This is a genomic window from Paraburkholderia sp. DHOC27, from assembly GCF_003429005.1.
GTDB lineage: Bacteria > Pseudomonadota > Gammaproteobacteria > Burkholderiales > Burkholderiaceae > Paraburkholderia.
In genome coordinates this window covers 68,906-95,833 of record NZ_QVQV01000001.1, presented here as the reverse complement: position 1 = coordinate 95,833, position 26,928 = coordinate 68,906, and the positions used below count along the sequence as shown (strand labels likewise).

Below are 26,928 nucleotides of genomic sequence, written 5' to 3'. Positions count from 1 at the left end.
TCGTCGCTCACCCGGCATTGGTCCGAGACGAGACGATCCCTCGCACCACTCCCTCCCGTGACCAGGCAGTCATCCGCTCCGCGTCGCGCTGCGCGCTCCGTCGTTGGGGCAAACGGCGTTCCGTGAACTCTCCCGCCAACTCTGTTGGAATCCTAATCTATCTTGCGCGGCACTGACAAAGCCACGTCCTCGCCTTCACCTGTATACCGAACCGCGACGCACGGAGTGCGGAGTGGGGTGGATGAGCGCTGTGTCACGAACGTGGGAGATGCGAGAGATCATCTCGTTTCGGACCAATACCGCAAGAGCGGTGGGGGAGACACCTACGGGCTGGCGGTGTGAGCCCGCTTTCTTTGCTTACTTTCTTTGCGGCGGCAAAGAAAGTGAGTGCCGCCCCGCACAGGGGCAACACGAATAGACCACTAAGAAATCAAGGAGAGGCCAAGGAAGTAGGCGCCGCCCTGCGGAGGGGCCACGCCAATAGACCAAAGACAAAACAAGGAAAGGCCAACCCCGCAGGGCGAAACCAACAGCGCGAGCAAAAACAAAAACCCTACGCCGTACGGCAAAACCCCCCCCTCTATTTCCGCTCAAAAAACTCATCAATCACCACAACAGCCCGCTGCTCAAGCGAACTAATCGCCATAAGCGGATCAATCTTCACGCGAGGAATCGCGAGTTCCGGCCCAACGGGCACTTCCCCCGTCGTATCCCCATCAATACGCTCGATCACCGCTTTGCATATCCACTGCACGCCAAGTTCATCCGGCGCCACATTCACGTCCACCCGAAACCCACGATGCTGAATTGCCACAAACCCTCCAGACACACTACAAAATAAAAATTACCCAACCGTCAGGACACAATCCGAATCGCCCCAACGCGTCGGGAAAAATCCTAGCATGTCTCGCAAAAACACCTCAGCGAAACGGGCAATTCGCATTCAACAAACGGCGCAACCCGCTGCGTCAGCATTCAGGAAGCTTACGTTGCAACGCGCACTTTGGCTTTCGTCTGGTCCAGAAACCACCATGACAGCGGCATGATCGCCGGACGCAGTGACAACGCTGCTGCCAGGCAAAATAACAAAAACACCACGACATCCCCTGCTTTTTAAGCGAAGTTGCCGCGCAATTGCAGCGCTCGTAGATATTGGCCGGCCACTTCCGATGCGCCGTAGTGCACGACGGTCTGATCCACCAGGGCCCAGATCGTGCAGCCAGCCAAACGCGCTCGTCGGCAAAACGATAAGTCTTCTGAAAGGTAAGCACCGTTGTCGTCGAATGTGTCGAACAAGCCATAAAATCGGCCGCTCGAAATCAAGGTGAGATATTGCTCGGGCGGCAAGAAGCACTGGGCGAACGGGATCGTCTTTTCGAGGACGTCGCGCCGGATCAGCATGATCCCTGTTCCAACATGTTCGGCCTCGACGAGGCCATCCACGACCTGCGCGCGGCCGCGCGGATCGCCTTTAACCCGTACGGTATAGTCCGCATGCTTCTCCAGCCACTCGCGCAGTGACAGCCCCTTGTCATCGGACTCGATGCGGCGGTTCAAATTGATCTGCCGGTAGGGATACGCCACGCCTGCTACGTCGCGGTTCGCCGCCAGCAACTTCGTAATGGCATCCGCCAGGAAATACATGTCGGTGTCGAGAAACAGCAGGTGCGTAAACTCGGCATGTTCCAGCACGTAGTTCGCAAAGAGATTGCGTGCCCGCGCGATCAACGACGAACTCACATGCATCATCTGGAACTTCACCCCCGCGTCGCTGAGCGCACGCGTCGCGTTCACCAATGCCATCGCGAAGTTGACATGCACCTGATCGTTATAGGTCGGCAGGCCAATCAGAACCTTGAGTTCGCTCATGAGGTAGGTGTCGCTCGTGGTGATGCGTCATCGAAATTGGGCAGTCCAGTTGCTCGAATGTGCAGGTTTGGCGGCCTGGTTAAAACCACCTGAACTTCAAGGCCCATTGTCGACGCACAATTCAGGATCACTGATCAGGCAATCGGTCTGCGGCGCAATCGGTGCACCGCCACGTACACGTACGGCCGAGTCACGCGCCGCGATCTTCAGGCCATTCGGCAGCAGCACCCACATCTGCGCGGGTTGCCGAACCTTGCTGGCCTGCGCCTGTGCCTGCGCACCCGAGCCAAAGAAGAAATCCACGCGCACGGCACCGCGAATCGCGCCACCCGCATCCTGCGCCATCACGAGGCGCGACATCGGCACGGTCCCGGATGCGCTTTCACTGGTGCTGACGAACACGGGTGCGCCAAGCGGCGTGGTGCGTGGATCAATGGCCGCCGAACGTCCTGCCGAGAGCGGCACCCCGAGCGCACCGATCGGTCCGTTGGTCGAGTCGGGAATCGTCTTGAAGAACACGTAGCTCGGATCCGATGTGGCGAACAGATAATTGATGGGTTTGCCCGACAATGACGACGGCGCGTCGTTATCCGCTGTAGCTTGCGAGTTGTGGGGCTGCGTGCCCGAGGTCGCCGCGGGCGGAGTCGACTGCGCCGCCTGAGGCGTGTTCGCCCGAGCCGGGTGCACGGCAGGCGGTGCAAGCTTGATCAGATTGAACCCTCGCGTGGCCTGTGAGGCGGGTTCGTTGGCACTCTCCTGCGTCTGGGCAGTTTGCGTTTCAGCGGCGGCCGAATCCGCGCCGCGCAGCAACGGCGATAACGGCGGCGCTCCGTCTTCGCCCGTGCTCGCGTTCGCCGGGCCACCCACACCACCTACACCTCCCGCACCACCCATATCGCTGCCGGTATCGCTCATCGCCTCGCCTTCCTCGACATCCAGCTCGACGCCGCGCACCAGTATCTTGCGGCCTTTGGCATTCGCGCTCGCCAGCGGCGGATTGAACGCCATGCCGTTTTGCTCGGCGTACGCGAGACGCAGCGTGGCGCCGTCCGGCAGACGGATGCGGCCCGCGCCCTGCAACTGCATCGAATACAGCATGGCGGGATCGTCGACATACGCGAGAATCGGCGCGTTCAAATGGCCCCGTTCTATTTCGGCTCGCGAGTAGTAGGGGACGATCTTGTTGCCGGAAAGTCGCAGACGCAGCTTCTTGTCGCGGATATCGGGCACGCTGTCACCCAGCTCCAGTGCGTACACCTCGTTCAGACTTCCGGTGGAGACGGTAGTGAGTGGAATCACCGTGCGGCCTTCGATGCGCGCAGCGATCGGCCCGCTACGTGCGCCAGCCGGAAGACGTCGCTGATCGAGAAACAGCATATCGCGCGGCACGCCATATACCGGGTACACATACGGCCCGCTGCGCTTGCGACTGCCATTGAGCGTAGGCTCGTAGTAGCCAGTCATCAAACCGTTCGGGGTCCTGTCTACATTGCGGATCTGATAAGCCGTGAAATTGCGCTCGAAAAACTGCCTTACCGCAGTCGCGTTGCCTGCGTCGACCGAGCGTGCGGCGGAGCAGGGTCCCGACCATCCGGGTCTCGTAGCGAGTGCCGTGCAACTGTGCTGAAACGCATCCCACGATTGCTGGACGTCGTCGTGACTCCAGCCCGGCAGATCGGCAAAGCGCACAGGTTGATAGATGGCATTGCGGGTCGCAAAAGGCGCCGCGGTGCTCGCCACATCCGGCGAAGGGGCAGCGGGTAGCGGGTACTTCACGCCGGCGTCGGCGCCAACTGCGGGTGTGAGCGTCGGCACACTCATCTCGCCCTGGACTGCACTGGTGTCCGTGGCCGGCTGGTTTGCGGATTGCGGCGGCGTGCTGCCGCATCCCGCCAGCGCGAGGCACAGCATGCCGGAGACGGCTGTACAAGGCGTGCACAGGGCGGCGATCCGCAGCGAAGCGTGCGGCGCGGTCTGGGTAGTGGGCATGATGGTCCTCGTGCTGCGGCCGCGTGCGCCCCGTTCAACCATGCCTGCGCACCGGGCGGCCCCGCTACCTAGACGATCTCACGACCTCGATTTTGAAGGCCGCAGCACCGTATTGTTGCGGGCATGGCGTGCTTGCGTCACTGCATTTCGGCACGCCGACGAACGGTGACGAGGTCGCCGTGCGACGCGCGGCAGCGGCTTTTTGAGCAGCAGATGGAAGCAGCGCATAGTTCGAATTGGAGGTCATGCCGAGACGGGAAAAATCACGCGGCGCCAGCGAGACGATGGCGACGAAGTGGTTGTCCCCAAACGGTCTGCCCGCTTCCAGCGCGAAGCCCGTACGCGGAAGGGAAAGCGCCTGGCCAGCCGCAATCTGTATGTTTTTGTCGAACTCGTTTGGAAAGAGCATGGTGTACTGGTTGGCCGGATCGACCAGAAACACGTAGACGTACCCTGCATGATTGCTCGTCAAGGTGAAACTCAGACTTTCGCCTTCAGTGAGGGCGCGATTCACCGGCAGGGTGACGTTGACCGCGATGTCGGGATCGGCAAGCGCCGCGATGCGCTCCAGTTCTCCAGACGGCGTGTACGGCGGCAACGGCACGGCGGCGATCGTGGCGCCGGCTGGCGCGGAAGCGGAGGATGCCGCAACGGATGCACTGCCCGCGCTCATAGCGCCGATCGTCCCGCCCGTCGCATGCGTGTCCGCCACACTTTCAGCGGCGCTTGAAGCGGCACCGTCAACCGCCTTTCCGGTTCGGTCCGCAACCGCTTCGCTACTGCCGTTCGCCATGCCGGGCGTCGTCGTGGATACAGCACCGCGATGCGTCGACGAAAGCATCGCCCTGAAACTCGACGTACCGCCGTTTTCCCCAAACCACCAGATACCGACAGCAGCCGCTGCGGCCAACACGAGCGCGGCAATACCTACGCCGGTCCACACATTGCGCTTGCGTCCCGTGTGACTCGCACGCGCCGCACCTTGCGCGCGATCCGCCTCCACGCGCGCCTTCCCTGACTGCGCCTCTAACACTACGTCCCGCTGCGGCTCGCCCATTGCGATGCCGAGTTCATCCGCGAACTGCTGCATGGTTTGCGGCCGGTCGTTCGGCATCACCGCGAGCGCATGATCGACCGCACGCAAAAAGTGCGCGGGGTAGCGTCCATCAGCAAGGGTGGCGAGCGATTGATAACTGTCGCTGACCATGCGGCCCACGGAAGGCGGTGGCGTCTTGCCGAGAATCGCAAAGTAAATCACCGCCGCCAGCGCGTAGCCGTCGCTCCACGCGCCTTGTCTGAGCGAAGGGACCTCCGCATATTGTTCGAGCGGCGCGTAGCCTGGCTTGAGTATCACCGTTAGCGCCTGCGTCATGTCGCCAATCACGCGGCGGGCCGCGCCGAAGTCGAGCAGCACGGGGCGGCCGCTGCCTTCGAGCAGAATGATGTTGTCGGGCGCGACGTCGCGGTGATAACAGTTCGACGCATGCAATACGGCGAGCGCGTCGAGTAACGGCGCGAGCAGCGCGCGCAGCCATCGTTCATCGGGCGGTGCGCTGCGCGCCTTGAGGGCGTCCTTGAGCGTGATGCCCTTGTAGTAGGGCATCACCATGTAGGCCGTGCCGTTCGCCTCCCAGAAGCGATACACCTTGACGAGCGAATGATGATCGAACTGCGCGAGAATACGTGCTTCGTTGATAAAGCTCTTCAACCCCGCGCGAAACGTGCCCTCGTGACGTTCGGATTTGACCTGCACTTCGGTGGCGTTGACGCGCGCCGCGAGCGCGGAGGGCATGTATTCCTTGAGCGCCACGTGCCGCCCGAGCGAGGTATCGTAGGCCAGATACACAATGCCGAAGCCGCCTTCCCCGATCAGGCCCACGATCTCGAACTCGCCGAGCAGTGTGCCTTGCGACAAGGTGTTGTGGCCGCCGGTCAGCGAGGCCGCTTGCGTCACCGGACGGGAGGTGTCGTTCGCGTCGCGTGTGATGCTGACAATCACGGTGCGGTCCGCTTCTGCGGCACCCTCGGGTTGCCGCGGGACGTTGCTGGAATCGCTCATGGCGTCTGGTTCGCGAGCATGGCGGTGAATAGCGCGTCGTCTGGCAATCCCGAGGCGGCCCATACACGAAAGACGCGTGCCGATGAAGCCTTGTCTGCGTCGGCGCCCGTGTCGTGAGCCTCGGCGTCTCCTGGCAAATCACTGCTTTCGTTAAACGCAGCACTCCAGAGGCTCATTCCCTGGGCAGGCGTTTGCCACTCGGACGCCAGGGAGCGGGCAAGCTGCTCGGCAAAGCTGCCGTCGCAAGTCACTACCCACGGCTCCGATTTGACTGCCTGGCTATCCTGAACATCACGCATGACGAATTCAGATGACAAGATGAGCGGCAATGTAGCCAACGCTTGATCGAGCTGGCTCACGGTGTGTTCGAAATCGAGCGCGGCGAGCGCGACGCCTTCGATATCCGAGAGCCACTGCCAGACAATATCAATCTCCGCACTGGTCGCGGGCGCGGCCGGTAACGCGGTGGCGATCGTCAACGGAAAATGCCGCCCCACGCGATCCACCGACGCCATCAACACACCCGTCCAGCACTCCCGTTGTGCTTCACCAAGCGCGCCGGGCATGGCAAAGAAGCGCCACACCGGACACGAGAGATACATCGAAAGCCAGCGCTCGCCCAACGCCTGTTGCACGTCGAGGAGCCGCGCGCATAGCCATGCGTCCCACGGCTGCACGAACTCATCGGGCAAACGCCGCGTCACGAAGTCGCCGAGCGAGGGCAGCTTGCCGTACCAGCCCGCCACGCGCGGCGCGGCGGCTTCGGCCTGTTCGGGAGTGGGCACGACGGGTTCGCTCATAGCTGCGACGGACACGCGAAGCTGCGCAAATCGGCTAGCCGGAACGGATTCTGCACGCTGTTGGCAGTGACTTCGAAGCGGGCCTTGCGGCCTTCCACATTGAAAGTCACGAAGAAGCGTTCGGGCTGATCCGTGGCTTCGATATCGAGCTGATCGAACATGCGAAAGAGGGCCCACGGGCCTTCGAAAACGAGGTTGCCGGCGTCGCTGCCAGGCGGCGGCGTCAATTGCAGGCTCACACGGCCACTGCCGCGCGTACCGGGCCATTGAATCGTGGTGGCCATTTGCGGGCCATGCGCATACGTGAGAACCTGGCCGTCCACATCGAGCACGAACTGGAGGATGGACGGGTCCATCTCCACCGGCTTGAATTGCAACGTCAGCGCCGGACCCTTGCCACCCTGGAAAAACACATCGCGGATCGTCGCCGCGCGTTCGAACTGCGCGAGGCCGGCCGGACTGATTTGCGTCTGCGACTCGTCGACCCTTTTGAAGGCCCAAGGTTTCGTCGACATGTCGACGTTGGCCGCCAGGTTCTTCTGGAAGAAAGCGTCGAATTTGCCACCGGGTGCGAATAGCGCGCCGAAATCCTCCGGCGGCACGTCGTTCGGTGAACTCTGGTTGAACGGATAACGGCCCGTCACGGCACGATTGCAAAATGACGAGATGGATTCCTTGAGATCCGCTGACAGATTGGCGCGCTGCGCTTCCTGCGTTTGCACGGCGCCTTCGCTGCCGAGATCCACGAGCGCCGAGCGAATCGGCTCGGGCATACGGTCGGCTTGCGCGCGCAACTTGGCCGGCACGTCCGAGGGCGGCGGCGCGGTTTTCTGTTGCAGCGCCTGATCGGTGGCATTCAGATAGACGTACATGTCGCTGATGAGGCCAACGGTCTGCATGATCGGCGCAGGCTGACCTCCGGCGCTCGCGACCAGTGCACGCAGCGCGGTGAAGCGATCGTCGACGATGCTCTCCAGTTGCGCGCCGGGCGCGACAGGTGCGACCTTCGTCGGGTCCGGGCCACCGATGATTTTCAGCAGCTTGTCGCGCGCGGCGGTGAGCTTGTCGTTGGCCTTGTCGACCACGCTCGCTTCGCTCTCGGGTTTCGACGCGAGCGTCGTTTCGCGTGACGCCGCGCGGGCCAGCGCCACCAGCGGTGAATCGGGGGCGGAGAGAATCCGTGCAATCTGCGTCGCCTGGGTGAGTGTGGTCGCGTGCACGATGCGGATATCGTCGAGAAACGCGCTCCAGATCCGCGCGTAATCCTGCAGGTAAAGCAACCGCACGTCTTCGGTCAGACGCAGCATGGCCGCCGGATCGCCGCGCGGCAGACCGCTTTGATCCTGGATGCCGAGCACCCACGGTTCTTCTGCCGCGAGTTGCGCGGCCACCGAATCAATCGCCTTGAGAAACGCCTGATGGTAGCCGTCGAACGAGTAAAGGCCGGGCACACCTTGCGTGAGCGGCGCACCGCTCGTGCGCACGAATACGATGGAGGCATTGGGGCCGGCCGCGCGCGCCACGGTGAAGTCCGGAAAGTCCGCGCCCACGCCTTGCTGTTTGAGCCGTCCATAGATGCGTTGCGCGAGTGGATTGGTCGCGAGCATGTTGCGCAGTTGCGTGACGAGGCTCGCATCGAATGGTAGATTCGAATGCACCGCGCCGCGCGCGAGCAGCGCATCGAGATGGGCGCTCAATGCCGCGCGCTGGTCGTTGCCTACTTCGCGTGGCAGCGTGCGGTCCCAGTCGGTGAGAATCCATGCCTTCAGCGCGTCGGGGTCCTGATGCTCTGGTTGGTTGATCATCAGATACGCCTTGAGTGCTTCATAGGCGTAGCCGGCATTGGCGGCATTCGCGCTGCGCGCCTGTTCTTCGATGCGAGCCGCGAGCTTCGGCAAGAACAGATCGTTGAGCAGGCGCTGATAGGCTGCGTCGGCGCCGGCATCGAGTTTGCGCCCTTGCCACAGGCCGCTTTGCATGGCGAGCGGTGGATGCGCGGCGTCGATCTGCGGTGTCGAGGCCAGATTGCGCACCGAGGAAAGCAGCGGCAGCAGCGCCACCAGGCTCGCATTCGCGGCACTGGTTCCGGCTGCGCTTGCCTGCGCCGCGTGCGCGGCTTGCGCAACATTCTCCACATACGCGCGGTTGCGCAAATAGCTGCTGGTCCACAGCGCGAGCATGCAAGCGGCGATCACTGCAATCACCGCGTATGCAGCCAGCCGCGTTAGATGACGGCGTCGCGCCCATGCGAGATTCGAACCGGCCAGCCCCTGTTCGGCAAACACGACGTCGTTCAGTAACCGCTCGATGAAGTAACTACGCCCGCTCGCTACACGTGGTGCCTGAATGTTGCGTTCAATCCCAAAGGCGCGCGAAATCACACCCATCACGCGATCGACGGGCGTACCTTCCTGCGTGCCACTCGTCAAATAGACACCGCGTAGCAACGGTGTCTCGTCATGGCGTGAGGTCATGAACGTGGCACGCAGAAATTCCGTCAGTAGCGGCTTGAGCGTGGCGAACTGCTGCGGAAAGCCGAGCAATGCCGCGCGCTGCGCCAAGCCTGTTTCCGCATGCAAACGCTCCGGCAGACGGCCGACGAGACGCACCTGCAGCGCATCGAGTTCGTCGCTCACACGTGTGTCGAAGGCTTTGGTCAGATCAGCGGCATTGGGCGTACTGGACGCATCGGGCGGGTACGGCAGCGTGAAGCCGAACACCTGGGCGCGTTCCTCCTTGCTCAGATCGGCGAAATATTCGGTGAAGCCGGCGAGCAAATCGGCCTTGGTCACGAGCAGATAGAGCGGTACGCGCGTGCCGAACTGTTCAGTCAACTCACGGATGCGGGCGCGCATTGCAGCACCCATCTCGGCGATGGCCTCGGGCGTTGCGCCAAGCAGATCGGCCACGCTCACCGTCAGCAGGACACCATTGACAGGCTGACGTGGCCGCGTTTTCTTGAGCAAGCCGAGAAAGCCCTGCCACGCGGCGCGATCCGCATCGCGATCGCTTTCGTGGGTGGTGTAGCGGCCGGCCGTGTCGATCAGCACGGCCTCGTCGGTGAACCACCAGTCGCAATTGCGCGTGCCGCCCACGCCGCGGATGCGCTCCGTGCCGAGCCGGTCGGCGAGCGGAAAGCTCAGGCCGGAGTGGATGAGCGCCGTGGTCTTTCCTGAGCCGGGCGCGCCGATAAACATGTACCACGGCAGTTGATAGAGATATTGCCGCGACGACAACGAGAGCCAGTCGTGCCAGCCAGGTTTTTTGCCGGACGACGCCACGCGCGCCTCGCGCAATACCGTGAGCGCTTCGTCGAAGCGCTCGTTCAGCGTGGCGACTTCGGCATCGCCGGGGCCTGCCGGGCTTTCTCGTGATGGAGTTGGGCGCGCCGCCAGTGCGTCGACCAGTGCCGTCTGTTTATGACGTGCCTGCCACGCGGCGAACAGCCGCCGCAGGATCAACAGCAAGACGACGCAGCCGATCGCAATCAGCCGCGCGCTTTCCGACTCCAGCGGATAGCTGTGTGCAATGGAAACGAGCGGCCCGATGATCCAGATAATCGCTGCCACCATCAGTAAACCGATGATCAGCAACAGAATGGGATGAAACACCAGTGACAGAATTTTCTTCATGCTCACATGTCCAGTGGTCCTGTCTTTAGCGCGTATTTATCGAAACAGCACTCGATCAATAACGTCACGTACCCGGTTTGGCAAACAGCGTCACTTCCACGCGCCGGTTGAGCGCGCGGCCTGCGGGCGTGTCGTTGGGTGCGAGCGGATCGGCATCGCCTTGGCCTTCGGCTTTCAGACGTGCTGGCGGCACCGTGGCTGCCAGCAGATCGCGCACGTTCGCGGCGCGGTCTTGCGAGAGTTCCCAGTTGGAGGGATAACGCGCGGAACGGATCGGCTGATCGTCCGTGTGTCCTGTGACGAGCACATTGCCAGGCACCGCGTTGAGCGCCGCTGCGATGCGCTGGATGAGCGGCTTCACGCGCTCGGCGACTTCCGCGCTGCCTGCCCTGAAGACGCTGTCGCCGCGAATCGTGATGACTGAGCGGTCCACCTGATCATTGACTGTAACGCGCCCGTCGCGGATTTCCGGCGCGAGAAATTCCGCGAGGCGTGGCTTGGCCGCTTGCGCGATCACCAGCGGGCGGGTCGCGCCGACGCGAATCGAAGCGATGGTGTCGAAGGCGGGATCCGAGCGCTGTCCGAGGCTGAAACTCATCGCCAGATACACGAGCACGAGCATGAGCAGCGCGAGCGCACCCACCACCCATACCGGCAGCAGTTCCGTGACCTGCCTCGTTTGACTTGCAACGCCACGCCAATGCGGCGATAGCGCACGCTCTGCGCTGCCGCGTTCCTTGCGGATCATCTGATACAAACGTTCGCGCACGGCATCGAGCGTCTGCCGGCCTTCGCCCGCAACGCGATAGCGGCCCTCGAAACCAAGCGCGAGCACGAGGCTCATCAGTTCGAGCAACGGCAGATGTTGGGCCGGCTTCTGCGCGAGCCGTGAGAGCAGCTGGAACACTTTCTCGCCGCCCCACGTTTCGTTGTGGAAGGTCACGAGCAGGCTTTTCCGCGCCCACACCCCCGCGCCCCACGGCGTGCCGGAAGCGGCTTCGTCGAGCATGGTGCAGACGATGTAGCGCGCGGCCGTCACATGCTCGGCGGCGACACCGCTCGCGCGCGCCTGCGCTTCGAAACGGCGTACACCGAGCGCAAGCGAATCGCGCAGCGCGACCGGGTCGGCGCACGAGGTCATCGTGCGAATCTGCGGTGCGAGACGCAACAGCGGCGTGCAGGCAGCGATCAACGGATTCACCGAACTGCTCGTGCCGGACGCAGTGAAAACCGCGTCGAGGGTGGCTTCGTCACCACTGAACCTGCCGCTGCTGTACGCGCTATGCGTGCCATTGGCACCACCGCCGGCCCGCTCCGACCCGAACGGCGAGCCTGCCGTCTCCGGACGACGGCGCGCGCCCGGATTGGGCTTGATCATGGTCTGATCGGATTCGAAACCTTCAAACGGATCGTCGCTTGTCATGGCGGTCACTGGCGAATTGCCCAGAATTCCAGTTCGAGACCCGGGAAATCACCGGCGATGTACATCGCCAGATTGCCGGTCTGTTCCAGCTCCTTCCACAGCTCGCCGTTGCGGTCGAGTTCGAAGTAGTTGAAGCCCGCGTGAAAGGGAATTTGTCGGGGGGCTACCGGCATCGCGCGCAGCCCGATACCAGGCAGTGCCAGGTTGACGAGATCGCGCAGGCGGTCGGCGGGCGCGAGCTTGGCTTGCGTCGGAAAGCGCACCCGTAGCGTGTCGCTGGGCATTTGCGCATTCACCGCGAGCACGAAGCCGGCCTGCTTCACGAGATCCAGATCGTTGATGGCCGCTACACGTACGCCGGATTTGCGGTTCTGCAATTCGATGGCGACCGCATCCGGTTCGCGAACCTGTGAAAGAAGTTGACGCAATTCGCTCATTACCGGCTCGAACGATGCTTCGAGGTCGTCGTGACGATACACGGGATATGTCAGGGTGCGACGGCGATCGTCGAAGGTGGAGAGATCGCCGGCCAGTGCAACGGTGAGTTGATAAAGCCGCTCGGGATGCAGGAGCGGCACGTTCAACGCATGCATGAATTGCGGCTCGAAGCGGTTGAGTGTTTGCAGCAGCAGGAAATCGGCGATTTCCGCCACGCCGCCGCGTCCGGGCCTCGCAATACGCGCGGCGAGCCGGTCGGCATGCTGATGCAGCAAACCGGCGATTTCCTGCGCATAGCCAAGCAGAACGGGTTGCGCGAGCGCGTGCAGCATCGGCGGAATATAGCGGGCGTCGAGCAGTACCGTGTTGTCCGCGCGCCGTTCGACCACGCGCGCGAGGCCGATGGTCGCGTACGCATCCGTCGCTTCGTGTGCGAGCATCAGATGCAGATTCGGCATGCCGAGGCGCATTTCGGCGACCCGGTCGGTGCTGGTGGTCACGTCGGCGACCTGCGTATCGGTGGCCACGTAGCGCAGTCCATCGGCGGGGCTGCCTTCGAGGTCCACTTCCTTTGCGCCATTGCGCGAGAGCGGCAACGCCAGCAGGATCACTTCGTCGCGCGTACCGGCGGGAATGTCGAGCGGCGGCGGCGCCGGTCCTTCATCGGGAAACGAAAACGTCGTGCCGTCGGGCAACACGCCGAACGCCGCCGTGAGCGCGACCTTGCCGAGTCCAAGCGCAACCTCGTCGATCTGACAGGCAACCCAACCCCACGCCCACGCCTCGGTCGCCCGGCCATGCGAATGCACCAGGTGTTCGATAAAGCGGTCGTGCTGCTGAAAATGCTGGGGCTCCAGGAATAACCCTTCGGACCAGATCATTCGTTGATGCCAGGTCATGGTGGCTCGCATTGACGGGCAACGCCTCGCACGGCGCGGGAGATTAGCCAGGGCGTACACCAACCTGCGGCGGCGGCGCCCACCTTCAAGAACGATTGATGCAGACGCAATTTGCAAACGCGCGCGGTGCAACGACCAGGCCGCAACGACGCGTTTTCAGCCGTCGTCAAGGTGGCGCGATCGAAACGTCAGCGGCGCCGACGCTCACCGTCAACGGTGTGGTTTTGTTCGGCGGCACCGGCACCGTCGCGCGCCAACGCGAATGTTCGATGTCGCGGTAGGCCGCCACGACCGCAATGAATTTCGTGCCGGGCTGCACGTTCTGTTCGAAGCCTTTGCTTTCGCCGGGGCGCAGCATGAACTCGTTTTTCGCGTTCAGGTCGGCGCCGAGCGTGGCCTGATCCTTGCCATACAGCGTGAAGAAATCGGCGCTATCGAAAGCGGCCGTGGTTTTCAGTTCGTACACGCGCACGAGAATCGGCGAGGGCCGTCCATTGCTGTCGGGATTCGCTGCGGCAAGCACCGCGACGTTGACTTTCACGGCGGTGGGTGGGGGCGGCGGGGGCGGCGATTTGCATGCTGTCAGTAGCGCGCACGAAGCGAGCAGAACAAGGCCGAGCAGCACAGCGTGGCCACACTGCGTCGTAGCGGTAAGCGCTCGTGCGCAAACTCTCGTGACGTACCCAACGCCTCGCACATCACGCGTTTCCCCATACCTCGTAGTGGATTCGATACCTTGCATGACACTTCCCGGTCAGCCGTCTGTTATTGCTTCTCGCCCTTCGTGTATCGGCAGGCGTCGGTCACGCGCCGCACAACGCAGCAAAAAAGCGCGCACGACCTGTGTTGTCTGGCAGACGAGTCGTCAGAAGCGATTTTGAAAAACGTTTGCGTGGTTCGTCTATCGAGCAGCGGCAAGGGCGGTGCACGAAATGCAGCGCTTTAACCGAGTCGTGCAAATAGTGAATGGCGCTTGTCGTTCCACTTTCTCCGGCGGAATCTCTCGTGAATCCGATCCAGCATGTCGAAGCAACACGGCGATGGGCGTTGATGGCCACGAGCGCGCTTCTGTACCCGCTACTCGTGTTATCGCTTCCGGTCGCGGCACAGGACGCGCCACTGACACCCGCAGCAAGACAGGCCGAAGCGCGAGCACGCGACGCCGAAACGATCCAGTCGCTCTCGCAGGAAGGCCGTCTGCTGCTCGAACGCGATCAGGTGAAGCTCGACGGCTACGCGTATTGCAGCATGTCGGTGGCCGCAGCCGAGCGCGGCGAGTTTCGCGAAAGCATCGAAGCGGCATCGCGTGCGCTGCTGGTCGCGCAGCAAACGGACAACACCAATCTGCTCGCCCTCTCCAAACGCGATCTGGCGATTGCCTATGGCTATGCCGGCGATCTCGACGACGCGCAGCGCTACGCCAACGAATCGCTCGCCACAGGCACGAAAAACGCGGAGCAGGTGCTCGCGCCCGTGCACAAGGTGCTGGGCGATATCGCTGCCCGCAAGGGAGATCCAAAGACGGCGATCAGCGAATATCAAACCTCGCTGGTTAGCGCATCGGCGCGTTATCGTCCGCTGGTACTGCTGTCGCTCACCAATGCGCAGATTCAGGCGGGCGATCCGGCAGCGGCACGCGCGACCTTCGAGCAGGCCAGGGACGCGCAGAGTTCGTTGCTCGCGCCGTTTTACCGGCGCATCCAGGGCAATCTCCTGTTAGCGGAAGGCAAGCCGCAAGACGCGCTCGCGGCATTTTCAGCGAGCGTCACGAAGAGCGACGAAGGCGACGCCAGCTACGAAAACCTCTGGGCGCACGAAGGCATGGGCCGCGCGTATCTGGCGATGGGCCAACGTGCAGAAGCACGCGCGGTGTGGTTGCAGGCGCTTGACGATTCGGAAAACATCCGCGCGCGTTTTCGCAGCGACGAGTTCAAGACGGGTCTGTTCGCGGACACGCAGACCGTATTCGAGGAAACCATCGCACTCGTGGTGGAAGACGGCGATTACGAAACCGCGTGGACGCTCTCCGAGCGCAGCCGTGGCCGCGCGCTACTGGATGTGGTACGCAACCGTCTGGCGAGCGACGTCAACCAGCAGCAGTTGAATGGCCGCGTGCTCTCGCTAAGCGAAGTACGCGCCACGTTGCGACCCGACGAAGCCATCGTCGAATTTCACAGCCTGCCGCGCGAGATGATCGTGTGGGTGGTGCGCGCCGATGGGCTCAAAGGCTTCACGTTACCCATCGCGCGTCAGGATATGACGCTGGCCGTCAGGGACTTTCGCAACGCGATCATCAACGGGCGGCCACAGGCGCTCAGCTATGGCGCACGTCTCGACACGCTGCTAATTGAGCCGCTCGGTTTGCGGCCCAACGAGCGGCTGATCGTCGTGCCCAACGGGGAACTCCACTACATGCCGTTTCAGGCCCTGCGCAATGGCGAAGGCTTCCTGATCCAGCGTCACGCAATTGCGCTGGTGCCATCCGCGAGTGTGGCGGTGCAACTCGTGCGGCGGCGCCAACGGGTGTCGAGCGAACTGGTGGCGTTTGGCAATCCACGCATCGCGCCGGAACTCGATTTGCCGGGGGCCGAAGCTGAAGTGCGTGGCATCGCGCCGCTTTTCACCCAGCACGAAACCTTTCTGGAAACCCAGGTGACACGCACCGCCTTCAGCGAAAATGCGCCGACGGGCCGCGTCGTGCACGTGGCGACGCACGCGCAGGCGGACACGATTGATCCGTTGCATTCGCGCATTCTGCTGGCACCCTCCACGCAACCGGCAGACGGCCCCGACTTTCTGCTAGCCGAAGACATCTACAACCTGAAGTTCGATTCCGTGGCGCTCGTCACGCTCTCGGCGTGCGAAACGGCGCTGGGGCGCGTAGAGCGCGGCGACGAAATTCTCGGCTTCACGCGAGCCTTTTTCTATGCGGGTGCCTCCACGTTGATCGTGTCGATGTGGCCCGTCTCCGATGAATCCACCGCGCTCACGATGGATACGTTCTATACCGCGCTCACGCACGGCGACGAAGCGATCGACGCAATGCGCAAGGCGCAGCTTGCCGTGCTCGCCAACAGCAAGTTCTCGCATCCGTTCTACTGGGCACCCTTCGATCTGATGGGCGGCTGGCGCCTCACGGTGGCGCAATGAGGACGCTGCCATGACCCGCGATCTCGCCACGCACGCCACAGCGCGCAGCTTTTCTCTGCTCACGCCGCGCCATATTGCACGCTGTGTGTCCGCTACGTTCGCGTGTGCGATGTGGGCGGGCGCGTGGGCGCAGCAGATTCCCGGTGCAGGCACGCAGCAGGTGCCCAATGCAGGCACCATTCTGAACGAGCAACCCAATCCGACGCCCGTCGCACCTCCAACCGGCGGCGCGAACGTGTTGCCTCCGCCGCCCGCAGCAGCGCCCGTGGTGCCGGAAGGCACGACCTTCGAGTTGCACAGTATTCATCTGGTGGGTAACGAAACGCTCCCGGCGGATGTACTCATGCCGCTCGTCAACGGCAAGATTGGTCAACAGGTCTCGCTCAACGATCTCAATGCTCTGGCAGCACGCATTGCCGCAGCGTATCGCGAACGTGGCTATGCGCTCGCTCAGGTAGTGCTGCCGCCGCAGGACGTGACGAGCGGAGACGTAACGTTCACCGTGCTCGAAGGCAAGATTGGCCGCGTGAATCTGAATGTCGCGCCGGGCACGCCGGTGCGCGAGAGTCTGTTGCGTGCGCGGGTCGCCGCAATCAAGCCGGGTCAACCGCTGTTGCAGCGTCAACTCGAACGCACGATGCTGTTGCTGTCCGACGTGCCGGGCATTCGCGTTACCTCGGCGCTGGAGTCGGGTAGCGTGCCTGGCACCGTGGATCTGACGATCAACGTCGAGCCTGCGCGCCGCTGGGACTTCGGCGTTGCCGCGGATAACTACGGCGCGGCGCCGGCGGGACGTGCACGCATTGGTCTCGTTGGACGCGGCAAATCGTTGCTGGGTATCGGCGATAACACGGACATCAACATTCTCGGGGCCGAGCGTGCCGACACGCTGTATGGCCGCATTGGCGAGGATGTGCCCATCGACGCCGACGGCACACGTGCGGGGATCGCGTATTCGCATCTGTATTACTACCTAGGGCAAAACTTTTCGCCGCTCGATGCGCAAGGCGATGCGGACGTGGTCACGGCGTCGATCACGCATCCGTTGATCCGCTCGCGTAGCCAGAATCTGCTGCTGCGTGGTGCTTTCGAATATCGCGCGCTCAACGACCGGATCGGCACCGCCGGTTTCACCAACCCGCAAAAGCTCGAGGTGGCGAGCGTCGGGCTGTCGTATGAAGGGCGCGACAGTCTCCTGCAGGGTGGCTTCAATAGCGCGGAAGTGGAACTGTCGCTCGCGCATCTGACGATCGATTCCGATCTCGCCCGCATGCAGGATCAATCGGAGGGCGGTCGCGATACGCAAGGCAACAGCGTGCGCGTGACGATGCTCGCCAATCGCCTGAACGCCATCACGGACAAATCGAGTGTGTTTGTCGGCATATCCGGGCAATGGGCTAACCAGAACCTCGACAGCTCGTCGCGTATCGCACTCGGCGGACCGCATGCCGTGCGCGCCTATTCGCCTTCCGAAGCCATCGTCGATGACGGCCTGATTGCCACGGCCTCGTATCGCTACGCGGCGCTGCCGCCACTCACTCTGTCTGCATTCTTCGATATCGCGGTGGGTCGCTACAACGAACGCTCGGTGCACGGCCAGGGCGCTAACACGGTGACGCGCAGTGGCGCCGGCGTCGCGCTCTACTGGACCGGACCGGCCGGCATCACGATCGATTCGAGCCTCGCCTGGCGCACCACCCGCGCCGACTCGACCGGCGACGACAAGGTGCCACGCCTCTATGTGCAGTTGTCGAAGGCGTTTTGACGGAGCCAGCCATGAACGACACTTCCTGCGTGCTTCACCGGCAACGCCGCCGGGCAGCCGAGCGGGCCTGCCGCAAGCAGAGCGCTCGCGCACCGCGCGGCAAGTCTTGCGGTCAGCCCTTTGCCATGCGGCTCATGCCGCTGCTGGTGCTGCTGGCGGCATCCGAGGCGCTGGCGTTGCCCGTGGGCGGCCAGGTCGTGAGCGGCAGCGTCACCCTCGGCACGCCGTCCAACAATGCACTCTCGATACAGCAGAACTCCGGCAGCGCGATCGTCAACTGGAACGGCTTTTCGATCAACGGCAATGAAACGGTGAACATCAAGCAACCGAACGTCAACTCGGTGATGCTCAACCGCGTGCTCGGCAACAACGCAAGTGTGATTGCGGGCCACCTGACCGCAACGGGCAAGGTGTTTCTCGTCAATCCGGCCGGCGTACTGTTCGCGCCGGGTGCGTCGATCAACGTCGGTTCGCTGGTGGCTTCGACGCTTGGCATTTCCAACGCGGACTTCCTTGCTGGCAATTATCACTTCACCGCCGCCGGACAGCAGGGCGGCAGCGTAGTGAACCAGGGCGCGATTCAGGCGACCTCCGGCGGCACGGTGGCGCTGCTCGGCGCGCAGGTGGACAACAGCGGCACGGTGAGCGCGAAACTCGGTACGGTGGCGCTCGGCGCGGGCGGCGACATCACGCTCGACTTTGCCGGCGACGGTCTCACCATGCTCAAGATCAACGGTCCTGCAGCGCAGGCGCTGGTACAGAACTCGGGCACGCTGGCAGCGGACGGTGGCCAGGTGCTGATGTCGGTGCAAAGCGCCGACGCGCTCGCTGCCACGGTACTCAACCAGACTGGCATCGTGCAGGCGCAAAGCCTGGCTGAACGAAATGGACACATCGTCCTGGACGGTGGCCCGCAAGGGGTGACGCTGGTGTCGGGAAGCGTCGCGGCCAACGGCGGCACGGGACTCAGCGGTGGGCAGATCGACGTGACGGGGCAAGACGTGGCGTTGCTCTCCGGTGCGATGCTCAATGCGAGCGGTGCAACGGGCGGCGGGCGCGTGCGTTTCGGCGGCGGCCCGGGCGGTACAGCCACCGACATCCGCAATGCCGAGGGCATCTGGATGGCGCCGGGCGCGCAGATTCATGCGGACGCTCTGGCGAATGGACCCGGTGGCCAGATCGTCGCGTATGGGGAGCAGACGGCGCGCCTCTACGGCACGCTGTCGGCGCAGGGTGGCCCACAGGGTGGCAGCGGCGGGAGCGTCGAAACGTCGGGCGGCTACCTCGATGTCAACGGCGCGCAGGTGAACGTGTCGGGAGCGAACGGCGCGGCAGGCACGTGGCTGCTCGATCCGTACAACGCGACCATCACGGCCGACTCGTCGACCGACACGCTCTTTAACGGCGCATTCAATTCGGGTGCAACCACCTCGACGATTTCGACAGGCACGATCGACTACGCGCTCGATCACAACGTCAGCGTGACGATCTCGACCGTGCAGACCACGCCGAGCGGTGGCGAACCCGGCGACATCATCGTGAATGGGCCCATCCTCAAGGACAATGGCAGCAGGACCTCGCTCACGCTGGAGGCGAGCGGCTCGATCACGATGAACAATCGCGACACGCCGTCCATTACGGATGAGCCGCTGAACGGCAATACGCCTGGGCCGCTCGATATCACGCTGATCGCGAACGGCAAGCAGGTGACCGATGGCAGCGCGAAGATCACGATCTCCAGCATCGCCGAAACGCTGGCAGGCCCGACGCTGGCGACGAACGGCGGCAACGTGGTGATCGGCGTGCCGTATCCGGGGGGAACGATCAGCCCGCAAGTGCTGTTGACCAATGTCAAGATCGACACCCGCGCGATCTCCACGGAACTGCAGCCCATACCCAACGCCGCGAGCGGCAGTATCACGATTCACGGCGCGTCGCCGGTTAGTACTGGCGTGTATCTGGAAGGCGTGACCATGAACACGACGAACGCGCCCATCGACATTGAAGGCACGGCGCTCGTCAACGCAAATTCGACACCCGCGCTAGGCGTAGAAATGATTGGCAACGCGGCTTTCCCCACCAGCATCAACTCCACGTCCGGCAACATCCAGATCTTCGGCAGCGGCCACATTCTCGAGGGGATTGGCGCGAGTGGCCTGAGCGCGGCAGCGCCCGCGACGATCACCACCAACACCGGCACGATCGATTTGCGTGCGGTCAGCGACGGCGTAGCCGCAACCGGCTCCAGCGGCGATACGTACTTTTCCGCGCTGGAATTCGACAATGTCAATGTGACGGCAAACGGCATTGGACAAATTCTGGTCACCGCCTCGCAGCCCTCGGCGCAGAGTGCCATCAGCCTGACCGGTAGCAAGTTCTCCACCACGGGCCTGCCGGGTGGCGCCGCGCCCAACGGCATGATCGTGCTGCGCGCGGCGAACGATGGCAGCGCTTCGCCATTTAGCGTGGACGCGGCTTCGTCGATTGCGGCCATTAACGGAACGCTGGTGTTCGTGCCAGGCAGCGTAGACCCCACCACGTTTGCCGTGCTTCCCAACAATGGCACGTCCACTAACGTCTTTAGCGGCGGCGCGGGTTTCAGTCTGCCGCAGGCGTTGTTCAACATCGTTTCGACGCAGACGGCCAACCTCATTATCGGATCGCCTACGCAGGTTGGCAGGATCACACTCAACGCGGGTTGTGAAACGGGCGGCGCGACGTGCGCGCCGAATACCGCCAGCTTTGATGCGAATGTGACGCTCGACAATTCCGGTGCCGGAAGCCAGGGCATCTCGCTGCCGGTTGGTGCGAAGATGGTGGGTGAACTGGCCTCCACGTTCACGTTGGCCTCAACGGGAGCGTCCAGCGCGAACGCGCCGATCAGCACCGATTATCTGGTGCTCGACGGTCTTGGTACGTTTGCTTTGGGTGGTGTGCCGCATCAGGTCAATGTGCTGGGGATGGTGGGAGCCGGCACGGTGGTGTTCAGCAACGCTGGGGACCTTGAAATAAACGGTACGGAATCCTACCGATTCAATAATGCAACCAATACGCTCGTGCCGATCTTGAGCAACGAATCGACACCCACTGCGAACGTGACGATCACGACCACGGCCACGCCGACCTCCAGCGGTAACATCGACGTGTTGGGCCCGATCCTCAAGAACGCGGGCGGCGATGCGACGCTGTCGCTCAACGCAGCGGGCTCCATCTATTTCAGTCCGAGCAGTGCGAAGTCCAGTTCCGGTGCGCTGAATATCACGCTCAACGCGGCGAACCTGATCGACATAGGCAGCAACAACGACAGTTCAACCGACCGCGTGCAGATCTGGACCAATGGTGGCAACTTTACGGCCGGCACGTTGAACGGCACTGCGAGCGGCTTCGACGATGCAGCGGTGAACCTCGACCTCGTGGATATCGACACGCGCGTCGGTGTGACTGGCGGCACGCCTGGCGCGACGGGCGGCGCGGTCACGCTGCACGGTTTCAACAAGGGCGCTTCACTGCGCCAGGCGGCGCTCGATTTCAACAGCGCGTCGATCGTCGCCGCGTCGGGGAACGTCGATCTGCAAGGGCAGAGCGGCGTGCAGGGGACCATCGCGGGACGCGGCGTGGTGATCGAAAACGATCTATCGTTCGATGCGGATCCCGCTTCGAGTATTACCACCACGACCGGCAGGATCGGCATTTTCGGTTCGGCAACGGGCGCGGGAAACAGCGGTGTGGATCTGCTGAATGGCTCGACGATCAGGACGACCGCAGGCGGCACGGTGGATATACGCGGCGCCTATGCGGGAGCATCTACGGCACAGGCTCCGGCGCTTGATGTCACCGTCGCACCACAGGTCGCGCCGCAAGCCGTAGCGTCCCAGCAGAGCGACAGCTATGGCGTTTTGCTGGCGAACGGCTCGGTGAGCGCGAGTGGCACGGGTAGCGAAATCTCCATTACTGGCTCCACGGTGACGGGCGATGCGGGCATCGGGATTGGCGCGGTGCCGTTGTCTACTGAATGGAATCTGGCAAGCGGCCCCGTTTCGATCGGCGCGGGTCCGCAGGGCGTCATCCTGTTGCAGTCGTTCAACAACGGCACGGCTACCAGTCTGCTCAGCCGCAGTGCCGTGGGTTCTTTATCGAGCCTGGGTGGCACGGCAATCCTCACGGGTGCTTCGGTCGATCCCGCGAGTTTCGCCGTGACACCACAAAACAACGTGCCCATCACGCTATTTGGCAGCGCGGCCACGCCGGGTCTCAGCATCGACCCGACGACTTATCAAACGCTCTCGAACGATCTGAATACGCTCGTGCTCGGTTCGTCCACCCAAGTGGCCTCTATCACGGTGCAGGGTACCTGTGCGGGCGGCGCCGCGACTTGCGCGCAATTCACGCGGCCCACGGTGGCCACCAATCTGACGCTCGACAATCCGGCACTTGGCGGCCAGGCTGACGCGCTGCCTTACGGCGTGTCGCTGTCGGGCAAGACGCTGGCCTTCGTCACCTCAGCTCCACCCACCGACCCCAACGGAATTCAGGCCGCCGGTCTGCTGCTGGACGGTCCGGCTACCAGTTTTACCCTGACCGATCCGGGCAACGATATCGGCACGCTCGCCATTCCCGGCGCACAGAATGTCACGTTCTCGCAGCCGGGCAGCTTCACCATCGGTCCATTGAGCGCTCAGACGTTCGATCGCGCCACGGGCGGCGTCACCACGATCAACGCCACCAACTCCACCCTGAGCGGATCGTTGCAGGCGAGTTCGACGATTGGCGGGATTACGCTAGGTAAGGCGGGCACGTCAACCGGTATCGACGCCCAGGGCACGATCGACCTCGTCATGGAGGCGGGCGAGTTCGACAACGTCGGCGGCGGCACGCTCAGTGCAGGCAACGCGTGGCACATCTGGGAAGCCAGTTGGCAGGGTGAGACGCGCGGCGGTCTCAACCCCGGTGGCCCGGCACCCAACTACTACGGCTGCATTTTTCCGGGCACCTGTAGCTGGGGCGGCACGGTGCCGCTCGCGAGCAATCATTTCGTGTACGTCGCGCAGCCGACGCTCACGGTTACCGTCGGCAATGCGAGCCGTGCGGTGGGTGCGACCAACCCGAGCTTCTCGGATTCGGTGAGCGGTCTGGTGGCTGGCGACGCCAGCAGCAGTGCTGTCACAGGTGGTCCGTTGAGCACGACCGCAACCACGGCGTCACCCGTTGGCAACTATCCGATTACCGGCAGCTTCACTTCGTCGGTGGGATACAAGGTGGCCATGCAGCCGGGGACGTTGACGGTCGTACCCGTCACCAACGTCCCGCTACCGCCACCTGGCGGGGCAGCCGGAACCACGTCCGCGCCAGCGTCTGCGGCAGCACCCGCGCCGTTACCGCTCAACGGCCGGCCGTTCGATCGGTCCGGTCTGCAACCGTTGTTCACCGCGCAGGAACAGAGCTTCGTCTACGAGAGCAACCTGGGCGGTATCAATGTGTGCGTCGGTTCCGATCAACCCTTGCTTGCGCTGCAGCAGCCCGAAGGCGCGGCCGATACGCTCGCCGTGGAATGGAAGCGGGTCCGCTCGCGGCCGAATCTGAACAGTTGTCTCGTCGTCAATGGCCAGCACGGCTGCGACGAGTTCTAGCCACGGAGACTGCGATGCTCGATGTGGAACCGCTGCTGGCCGCTACCGGTTCGATGCCGCCGTGCGGCGTGGACCTCGAATACGACGCCGATTTTCTCGAACTGGAAGCGCTTGCCAGCGCGAAACCCGAACGTCAGTTCCAGGAGGAAGCGGACGAGCCGCCGTGGCACGACATAATGGCGCGCGTGAGCGCATTGCTTGGCAGATCGAAGGATTTGCGCCTCGCGATCACATATACGCGGGCAGCCGCGCATGACAGCGGATTGCGCGGCTTTCACGCAGGCTTGCGAATCTTGACTGGCATGCTCGATCGCTACTGGGACGATCTGTATCCTCCGCTCGACGCCGAGGACGACAACAGCACCGCGTTGCGCGTCAACGCGCTGGCAGCGCTTGCCGATCCGTACACACCGTTCGACGATCACGTGACGCTGCTGCACGATCTGCGCGCGGCGCAGGTGTGTCAGGTGCCCGGCGAGCGCCTGAGTGTGCGCGACATCCTGATCGGACTCGGCAAGCTCACCGCAACAGCTGGCGATCGCACGGTGACGCTGTCACTGGTGCAGGGCGTACTGGCTGAAGCGGTCAAGCAGGATCGTGAAGCGCTTGCGGATGCGCTCAGCCTGCCGCAAACCGTCGAGCAACTCGCGAACCTGATGAGCGCGCGCTTTGGCGCGACGGATGCGCCGAGCCTGACGGTCATGATGAGCGTGGCGCAAAGCGTGGCCGGCGCGTGTCGTGCGGTGGTGGCGGATCAACCGTCAACGCCAGCGTCAGGGGTGGCCATGAACGGAGTGGCGTCCGTGCAGCAAACGGGTTTTGTCGCAATGCCTTCGCCAGACAGATTAGACAGCCTGGTTAAGGCATCGTCGCAGAAGCATGGCAACAGCCAACTCGCCACACGGGATGACGCGATTGCCATGCTCGACGCCGTGTGCACGTTTCTGGAAAAGACCGAGCCCACCAACCCCGCGCCGTTGCTGATCCGTCGCGCCCGCGCGCTGATGGGCAAGGACTTCATCGCCATCATGCAGGACCTCGCACCGGACAGTCTCGCGCAGATTCATCAGATTGTTGGAAAAGAGCCGGAATAAAGGACGTTTTCGCATTGCCAGACGACAGGGCTTTCAATTGAGAGCAAACCGTTCGTCTTAGAGGAGTGGGTCCCGTACACGCAGGGAGGGGTCATGGCAACCAGCAGTCAGAAGTTTATCGCCCGCAATCGCGCGCCGCGCGTGCAGATCGAGTACGACGTCGAAACATATGGCAGTGAACGCAAGATCCAGTTGCCGTTCGTGATGGCCGTGCTTGCCGATCTGTCGGGCAAACCCGCCGAACCGCTGCCGCCGGTTGGCGAGCGCAAGTTTCAGGAAATCGACATCGACAACTTCGACAGTCGCATGAAAGCGATGAATCCACGCGTCGCCTTCCAGGTGCCGAATACCTTGACGGGGCAGGGCAATCTCAGCGTCGACATCACGTTCGAGAACATGGATGACTTTTCGCCGGCAGCCGTTGCGCGCAAGGTGGATGCGTTGAACCGCTTGCTGGAAGCGCGCACGCAACTGGCCAACCTCGTCACGTATATGGACGGCAAAACGGGCGCGGAAGAATTGATTGCGCGTGTGCTCGAAGATCCCGCGCTATTGCAGACGTTGGCAAGCGCTGCGCAAAAACCGGCGGCCGAGGCCGAATGAGGCGCGGCGCGTGCCGCAGCTTCCCTTTGAAGGGACACCAACATGTCTGATATTCCGAAGTCCGCCGACGTATCGGTCGAGCAACCGGCGAGCACGCTCGAAGGTGGCGATCTCGCCGCGCTCCTGAACAAGGAGTTTCGCCCGAAGAGCGACGAAGCGATGAACGCCGTGCAGACGGCCGTGCAAACGCTCGCGCAACAGGCACTCTCCAAGACGCAACTGATTTCCGGCGACGCGATCCGTACGATCCAGAGCATGATTGCCGAAATCGACGCCAAGCTCACCGAACAGGTGAACGAGGTCATGCACCACCCGGACTTTCAGAAACTCGAAGGATCGTGGCGCGGCTTGCATTACCTGATCAACAACACGGAAACGGACGAGATGCTCAAGATCCGTGTGATGAACATCTCGAAGAAGGATCTCGGCAAGACGCTCAAGCGCTATAAGGGCATTGCATGGGATCAGAGTCCGTTGTTCAAGCGTGTCTATGAAGAAGAGTATGGTCAGTTCGGCGGCGAGCCGTTCGGCGCACTGGTGGGCGACTATTACTTCAACCAGAATCCGCCGGATGTCGAACTGCTTGGCGAAATGTCCAAGATTGCGGCCTCGGCGCATGCGCCGTTTATCGCGGCGGCCGACCCTGGTTTGCTGCAGATGGACTCGTGGCAGGAACTCGCCAATCCACGCGATCTGACAAAAATATTCGGCACCCCGGAATATGCAAGCTGGCGTTCGCTGCGTGAATCCGAGGACGCCCGCTATATTGGCCTTGCCATGCCGCGCTTTCTCGCACGTGTGCCGTATGGCGCGCGCACGGCGCCCGTGGACGAATTCGATTTCGAGGAAGACACCGGTTCGGCCGATCACAACAAGTATGCGTGGGCCAACGCGGCGTATGCGATGGCCGTGAATATCAACCGCTCGTTCAAGCTGTATGGATGGTGCTCGCGGATTCGCGGCGTGGAATCGGGCGGCGCGGTGGAAGGTCTGCCCGTGCATACGTTCCCGACCGACGACGGCGGCGTGGACATGAAGTGCCCCACGGAGATCGCGATCTCCGATCGTCGCGAGGCGGAGTTGGCGAAGAATGGCTTCATGCCGCTCATCCACCGCAAGAACTCGGATTTCGCCGCCTTCATTGGCGCGCAATCGTTGCAAAAGCCCTTTGAATACGAAGACCCGGATGCGACTGCCAACGCAGCGCTGGCGGCACGGCTGCCGTATCTGTTTGCATGCAATCGCTTTGCGCACTACCTGAAATGTATCGTGCGTGACAAGATCGGCACCTTCAAGGAACGTTCGGACATGGAGATCTGGCTGAACCGCTGGATTACGCAATACGTCGACGGCGATCCGGCGAACTCATCCGAGATCACCAAGTCGCAAAAGCCGCTCGCGGCCGCCGAAGTGAAGGTGCAGGAGGTGGAAGGCGCGCCGGGTTACTACACGTCGACGTTTTATCTGCGGCCGCATTATCAGCTCGAAGGGCTGACGGTGTCGTTGCGGCTGGTGTCGCGTTTGCCGTCGGCGAAGGCGGCGGCCTGAAAAAGCGCTGCCGGGCTGAATTCACAGTAGTT

Annotated in this window: 15 protein-coding genes; 6 read left to right on the top strand and 9 right to left on the bottom strand. The window is 62.8% G+C overall.

What is annotated here, in order from left to right; translation table 11 throughout:
- Positions 1-580: 580 nt before the first annotated feature.
- The 9 genes from D0B32_RS00345 to tssJ form a co-directional block, all read right to left on the bottom strand.
- Entirely contained in the window at positions 581-814 is a 234-nt protein-coding gene (locus tag D0B32_RS00345; protein WP_117331705.1) for a hypothetical protein, read from the bottom strand.
- A gap of 299 nt (positions 815-1,113) precedes the next feature.
- Positions 1,114-1,869 (bottom strand): glycosyltransferase family 2 protein, encoded by a 756-nt coding sequence (locus D0B32_RS00340; protein ID WP_117331704.1) that lies wholly within the window; start codon positions 1,867-1,869, stop codon positions 1,114-1,116.
- 96 nt (positions 1,870-1,965) lie between these two features.
- Positions 1,966-3,858, bottom strand: a complete 1,893-nt coding sequence (locus D0B32_RS00335; RefSeq protein ID WP_259294835.1) for a murein transglycosylase A — start codon at positions 3,856-3,858, stop codon at positions 1,966-1,968.
- Between the two features lie 64 nt (positions 3,859-3,922).
- Positions 3,923-5,917: a serine/threonine-protein kinase gene (locus tag D0B32_RS00330; RefSeq protein ID WP_117331703.1), complete on the bottom strand. Its 1,995-nt coding sequence runs from the start codon at positions 5,915-5,917 to the stop codon at positions 3,923-3,925.
- Complete coding sequence (tagF, locus tag D0B32_RS00325; protein WP_259294834.1) at positions 5,914-6,732, bottom strand: type VI secretion system-associated protein TagF; 819 nt, start codon at positions 6,730-6,732, stop codon at positions 5,914-5,916. Before tagF ends, D0B32_RS00330 begins: the two co-directional genes overlap by 4 nt.
- Positions 6,714-10,349, bottom strand: coding sequence for a type VI secretion system membrane subunit TssM (gene tssM / locus D0B32_RS00320; RefSeq protein WP_117331701.1), 3,636 nt, complete (start codon positions 10,347-10,349; stop codon positions 6,714-6,716). Before tssM ends, tagF begins: the two co-directional genes overlap by 19 nt.
- 64 nt (positions 10,350-10,413) lie before the next feature.
- Positions 10,414-11,772 carry a DotU family type VI secretion system protein gene (locus tag D0B32_RS00315; protein ID WP_117331700.1) on the bottom strand — a complete coding sequence of 453 codons (1,359 nt, stop codon included), beginning with the start codon at positions 11,770-11,772 and terminating at the stop codon, positions 10,414-10,416.
- Positions 11,773-11,777: 5 nt separating this feature from the next.
- On the bottom strand, positions 11,778-13,109 hold the full coding sequence (gene tssK, locus D0B32_RS00310; RefSeq protein WP_117331699.1) for a type VI secretion system baseplate subunit TssK: 1,332 nt from the start codon (positions 13,107-13,109) through the stop codon (positions 11,778-11,780).
- Positions 13,110-13,275: 166 nt separating this feature from the next.
- On the bottom strand, positions 13,276-13,851 hold the full coding sequence (gene tssJ, locus D0B32_RS00305) for a type VI secretion system lipoprotein TssJ (protein WP_117331698.1): 576 nt from the start codon (positions 13,849-13,851) through the stop codon (positions 13,276-13,278).
- A 263-nt stretch (positions 13,852-14,114) separates the two neighbouring features.
- Between tssJ and D0B32_RS00300 the strand changes: the two genes are divergently transcribed.
- The 6 genes from D0B32_RS00300 (at position 14,115) to tssC (ending at position 26,896) form a co-directional block, all read left to right on the top strand.
- Complete coding sequence (locus tag D0B32_RS00300) at positions 14,115-16,259, top strand: CHAT domain-containing protein (protein ID WP_259294833.1); 2,145 nt, start codon at positions 14,115-14,117, stop codon at positions 16,257-16,259.
- Positions 16,260-16,269: 10 nt separating this feature from the next.
- Entirely contained in the window at positions 16,270-18,024 is a 1,755-nt protein-coding gene (locus D0B32_RS00295; RefSeq protein WP_117331696.1) for a ShlB/FhaC/HecB family hemolysin secretion/activation protein, read from the top strand.
- 11 nt (positions 18,025-18,035) lie between these two features.
- Positions 18,036-23,651, top strand: a complete 5,616-nt coding sequence (locus D0B32_RS00290) for a filamentous hemagglutinin N-terminal domain-containing protein (protein WP_117331695.1) — start codon at positions 18,036-18,038, stop codon at positions 23,649-23,651.
- A gap of 14 nt (positions 23,652-23,665) precedes the next feature.
- Positions 23,666-24,745, top strand: coding sequence for a type VI secretion system protein TssA (tssA, locus tag D0B32_RS00285; RefSeq protein WP_117331694.1), 1,080 nt, complete (start codon positions 23,666-23,668; stop codon positions 24,743-24,745).
- 93 nt (positions 24,746-24,838) lie between these two features.
- Positions 24,839-25,348 (top strand): type VI secretion system contractile sheath small subunit, encoded by a 510-nt coding sequence (gene tssB / locus D0B32_RS00280; RefSeq protein WP_117331693.1) that lies wholly within the window; start codon positions 24,839-24,841, stop codon positions 25,346-25,348.
- 42 nt (positions 25,349-25,390) lie between these two features.
- Positions 25,391-26,896 carry a type VI secretion system contractile sheath large subunit gene (gene tssC, locus D0B32_RS00275; protein ID WP_117331692.1) on the top strand — a complete coding sequence of 502 codons (1,506 nt, stop codon included), beginning with the start codon at positions 25,391-25,393 and terminating at the stop codon, positions 26,894-26,896.
- Positions 26,897-26,928: the final 32 nt, after the last annotated feature.

Excerpts from the sequence above, each read along its gene's own strand:
- D0B32_RS00340 (WP_117331704.1), bottom strand. The coding sequence starts at position 1,869 with ATGAGCGAACTCAAGGTTCTGATTGGCCTGCCGACCTATAACGATCAG.
- D0B32_RS00335 (WP_259294835.1), bottom strand. The coding sequence starts at position 3,858 with ATGCCCACTACCCAGACCGCGCCGCACGCTTCGCTGCGGATCGCCGCC.
- D0B32_RS00330 (WP_117331703.1), bottom strand. The coding sequence starts at position 5,917 with ATGAGCGATTCCAGCAACGTCCCGCGGCAACCCGAGGGTGCCGCAGAA.
- tssM (WP_117331701.1), bottom strand. The coding sequence starts at position 10,349 with ATGAAGAAAATTCTGTCACTGGTGTTTCATCCCATTCTGTTGCTGATC.
- D0B32_RS00315 (WP_117331700.1), bottom strand. The coding sequence starts at position 11,772 with ATGACAAGCGACGATCCGTTTGAAGGTTTCGAATCCGATCAGACCATG.
- tssK (WP_117331699.1), bottom strand. The coding sequence starts at position 13,109 with ATGACCTGGCATCAACGAATGATCTGGTCCGAAGGGTTATTCCTGGAG.
- tssJ (WP_117331698.1), bottom strand. The coding sequence starts at position 13,851 with ATGCAAGGTATCGAATCCACTACGAGGTATGGGGAAACGCGTGATGTG.
- D0B32_RS00295 (WP_117331696.1), top strand. The coding sequence starts at position 16,270 with ATGACCCGCGATCTCGCCACGCACGCCACAGCGCGCAGCTTTTCTCTG.
- D0B32_RS00290 (WP_117331695.1), top strand. The coding sequence starts at position 18,036 with ATGAACGACACTTCCTGCGTGCTTCACCGGCAACGCCGCCGGGCAGCC.
- tssA (WP_117331694.1), top strand. The coding sequence starts at position 23,666 with ATGCTCGATGTGGAACCGCTGCTGGCCGCTACCGGTTCGATGCCGCCG.
- tssB (WP_117331693.1), top strand. The coding sequence starts at position 24,839 with ATGGCAACCAGCAGTCAGAAGTTTATCGCCCGCAATCGCGCGCCGCGC.
- tssC (WP_117331692.1), top strand. The coding sequence starts at position 25,391 with ATGTCTGATATTCCGAAGTCCGCCGACGTATCGGTCGAGCAACCGGCG.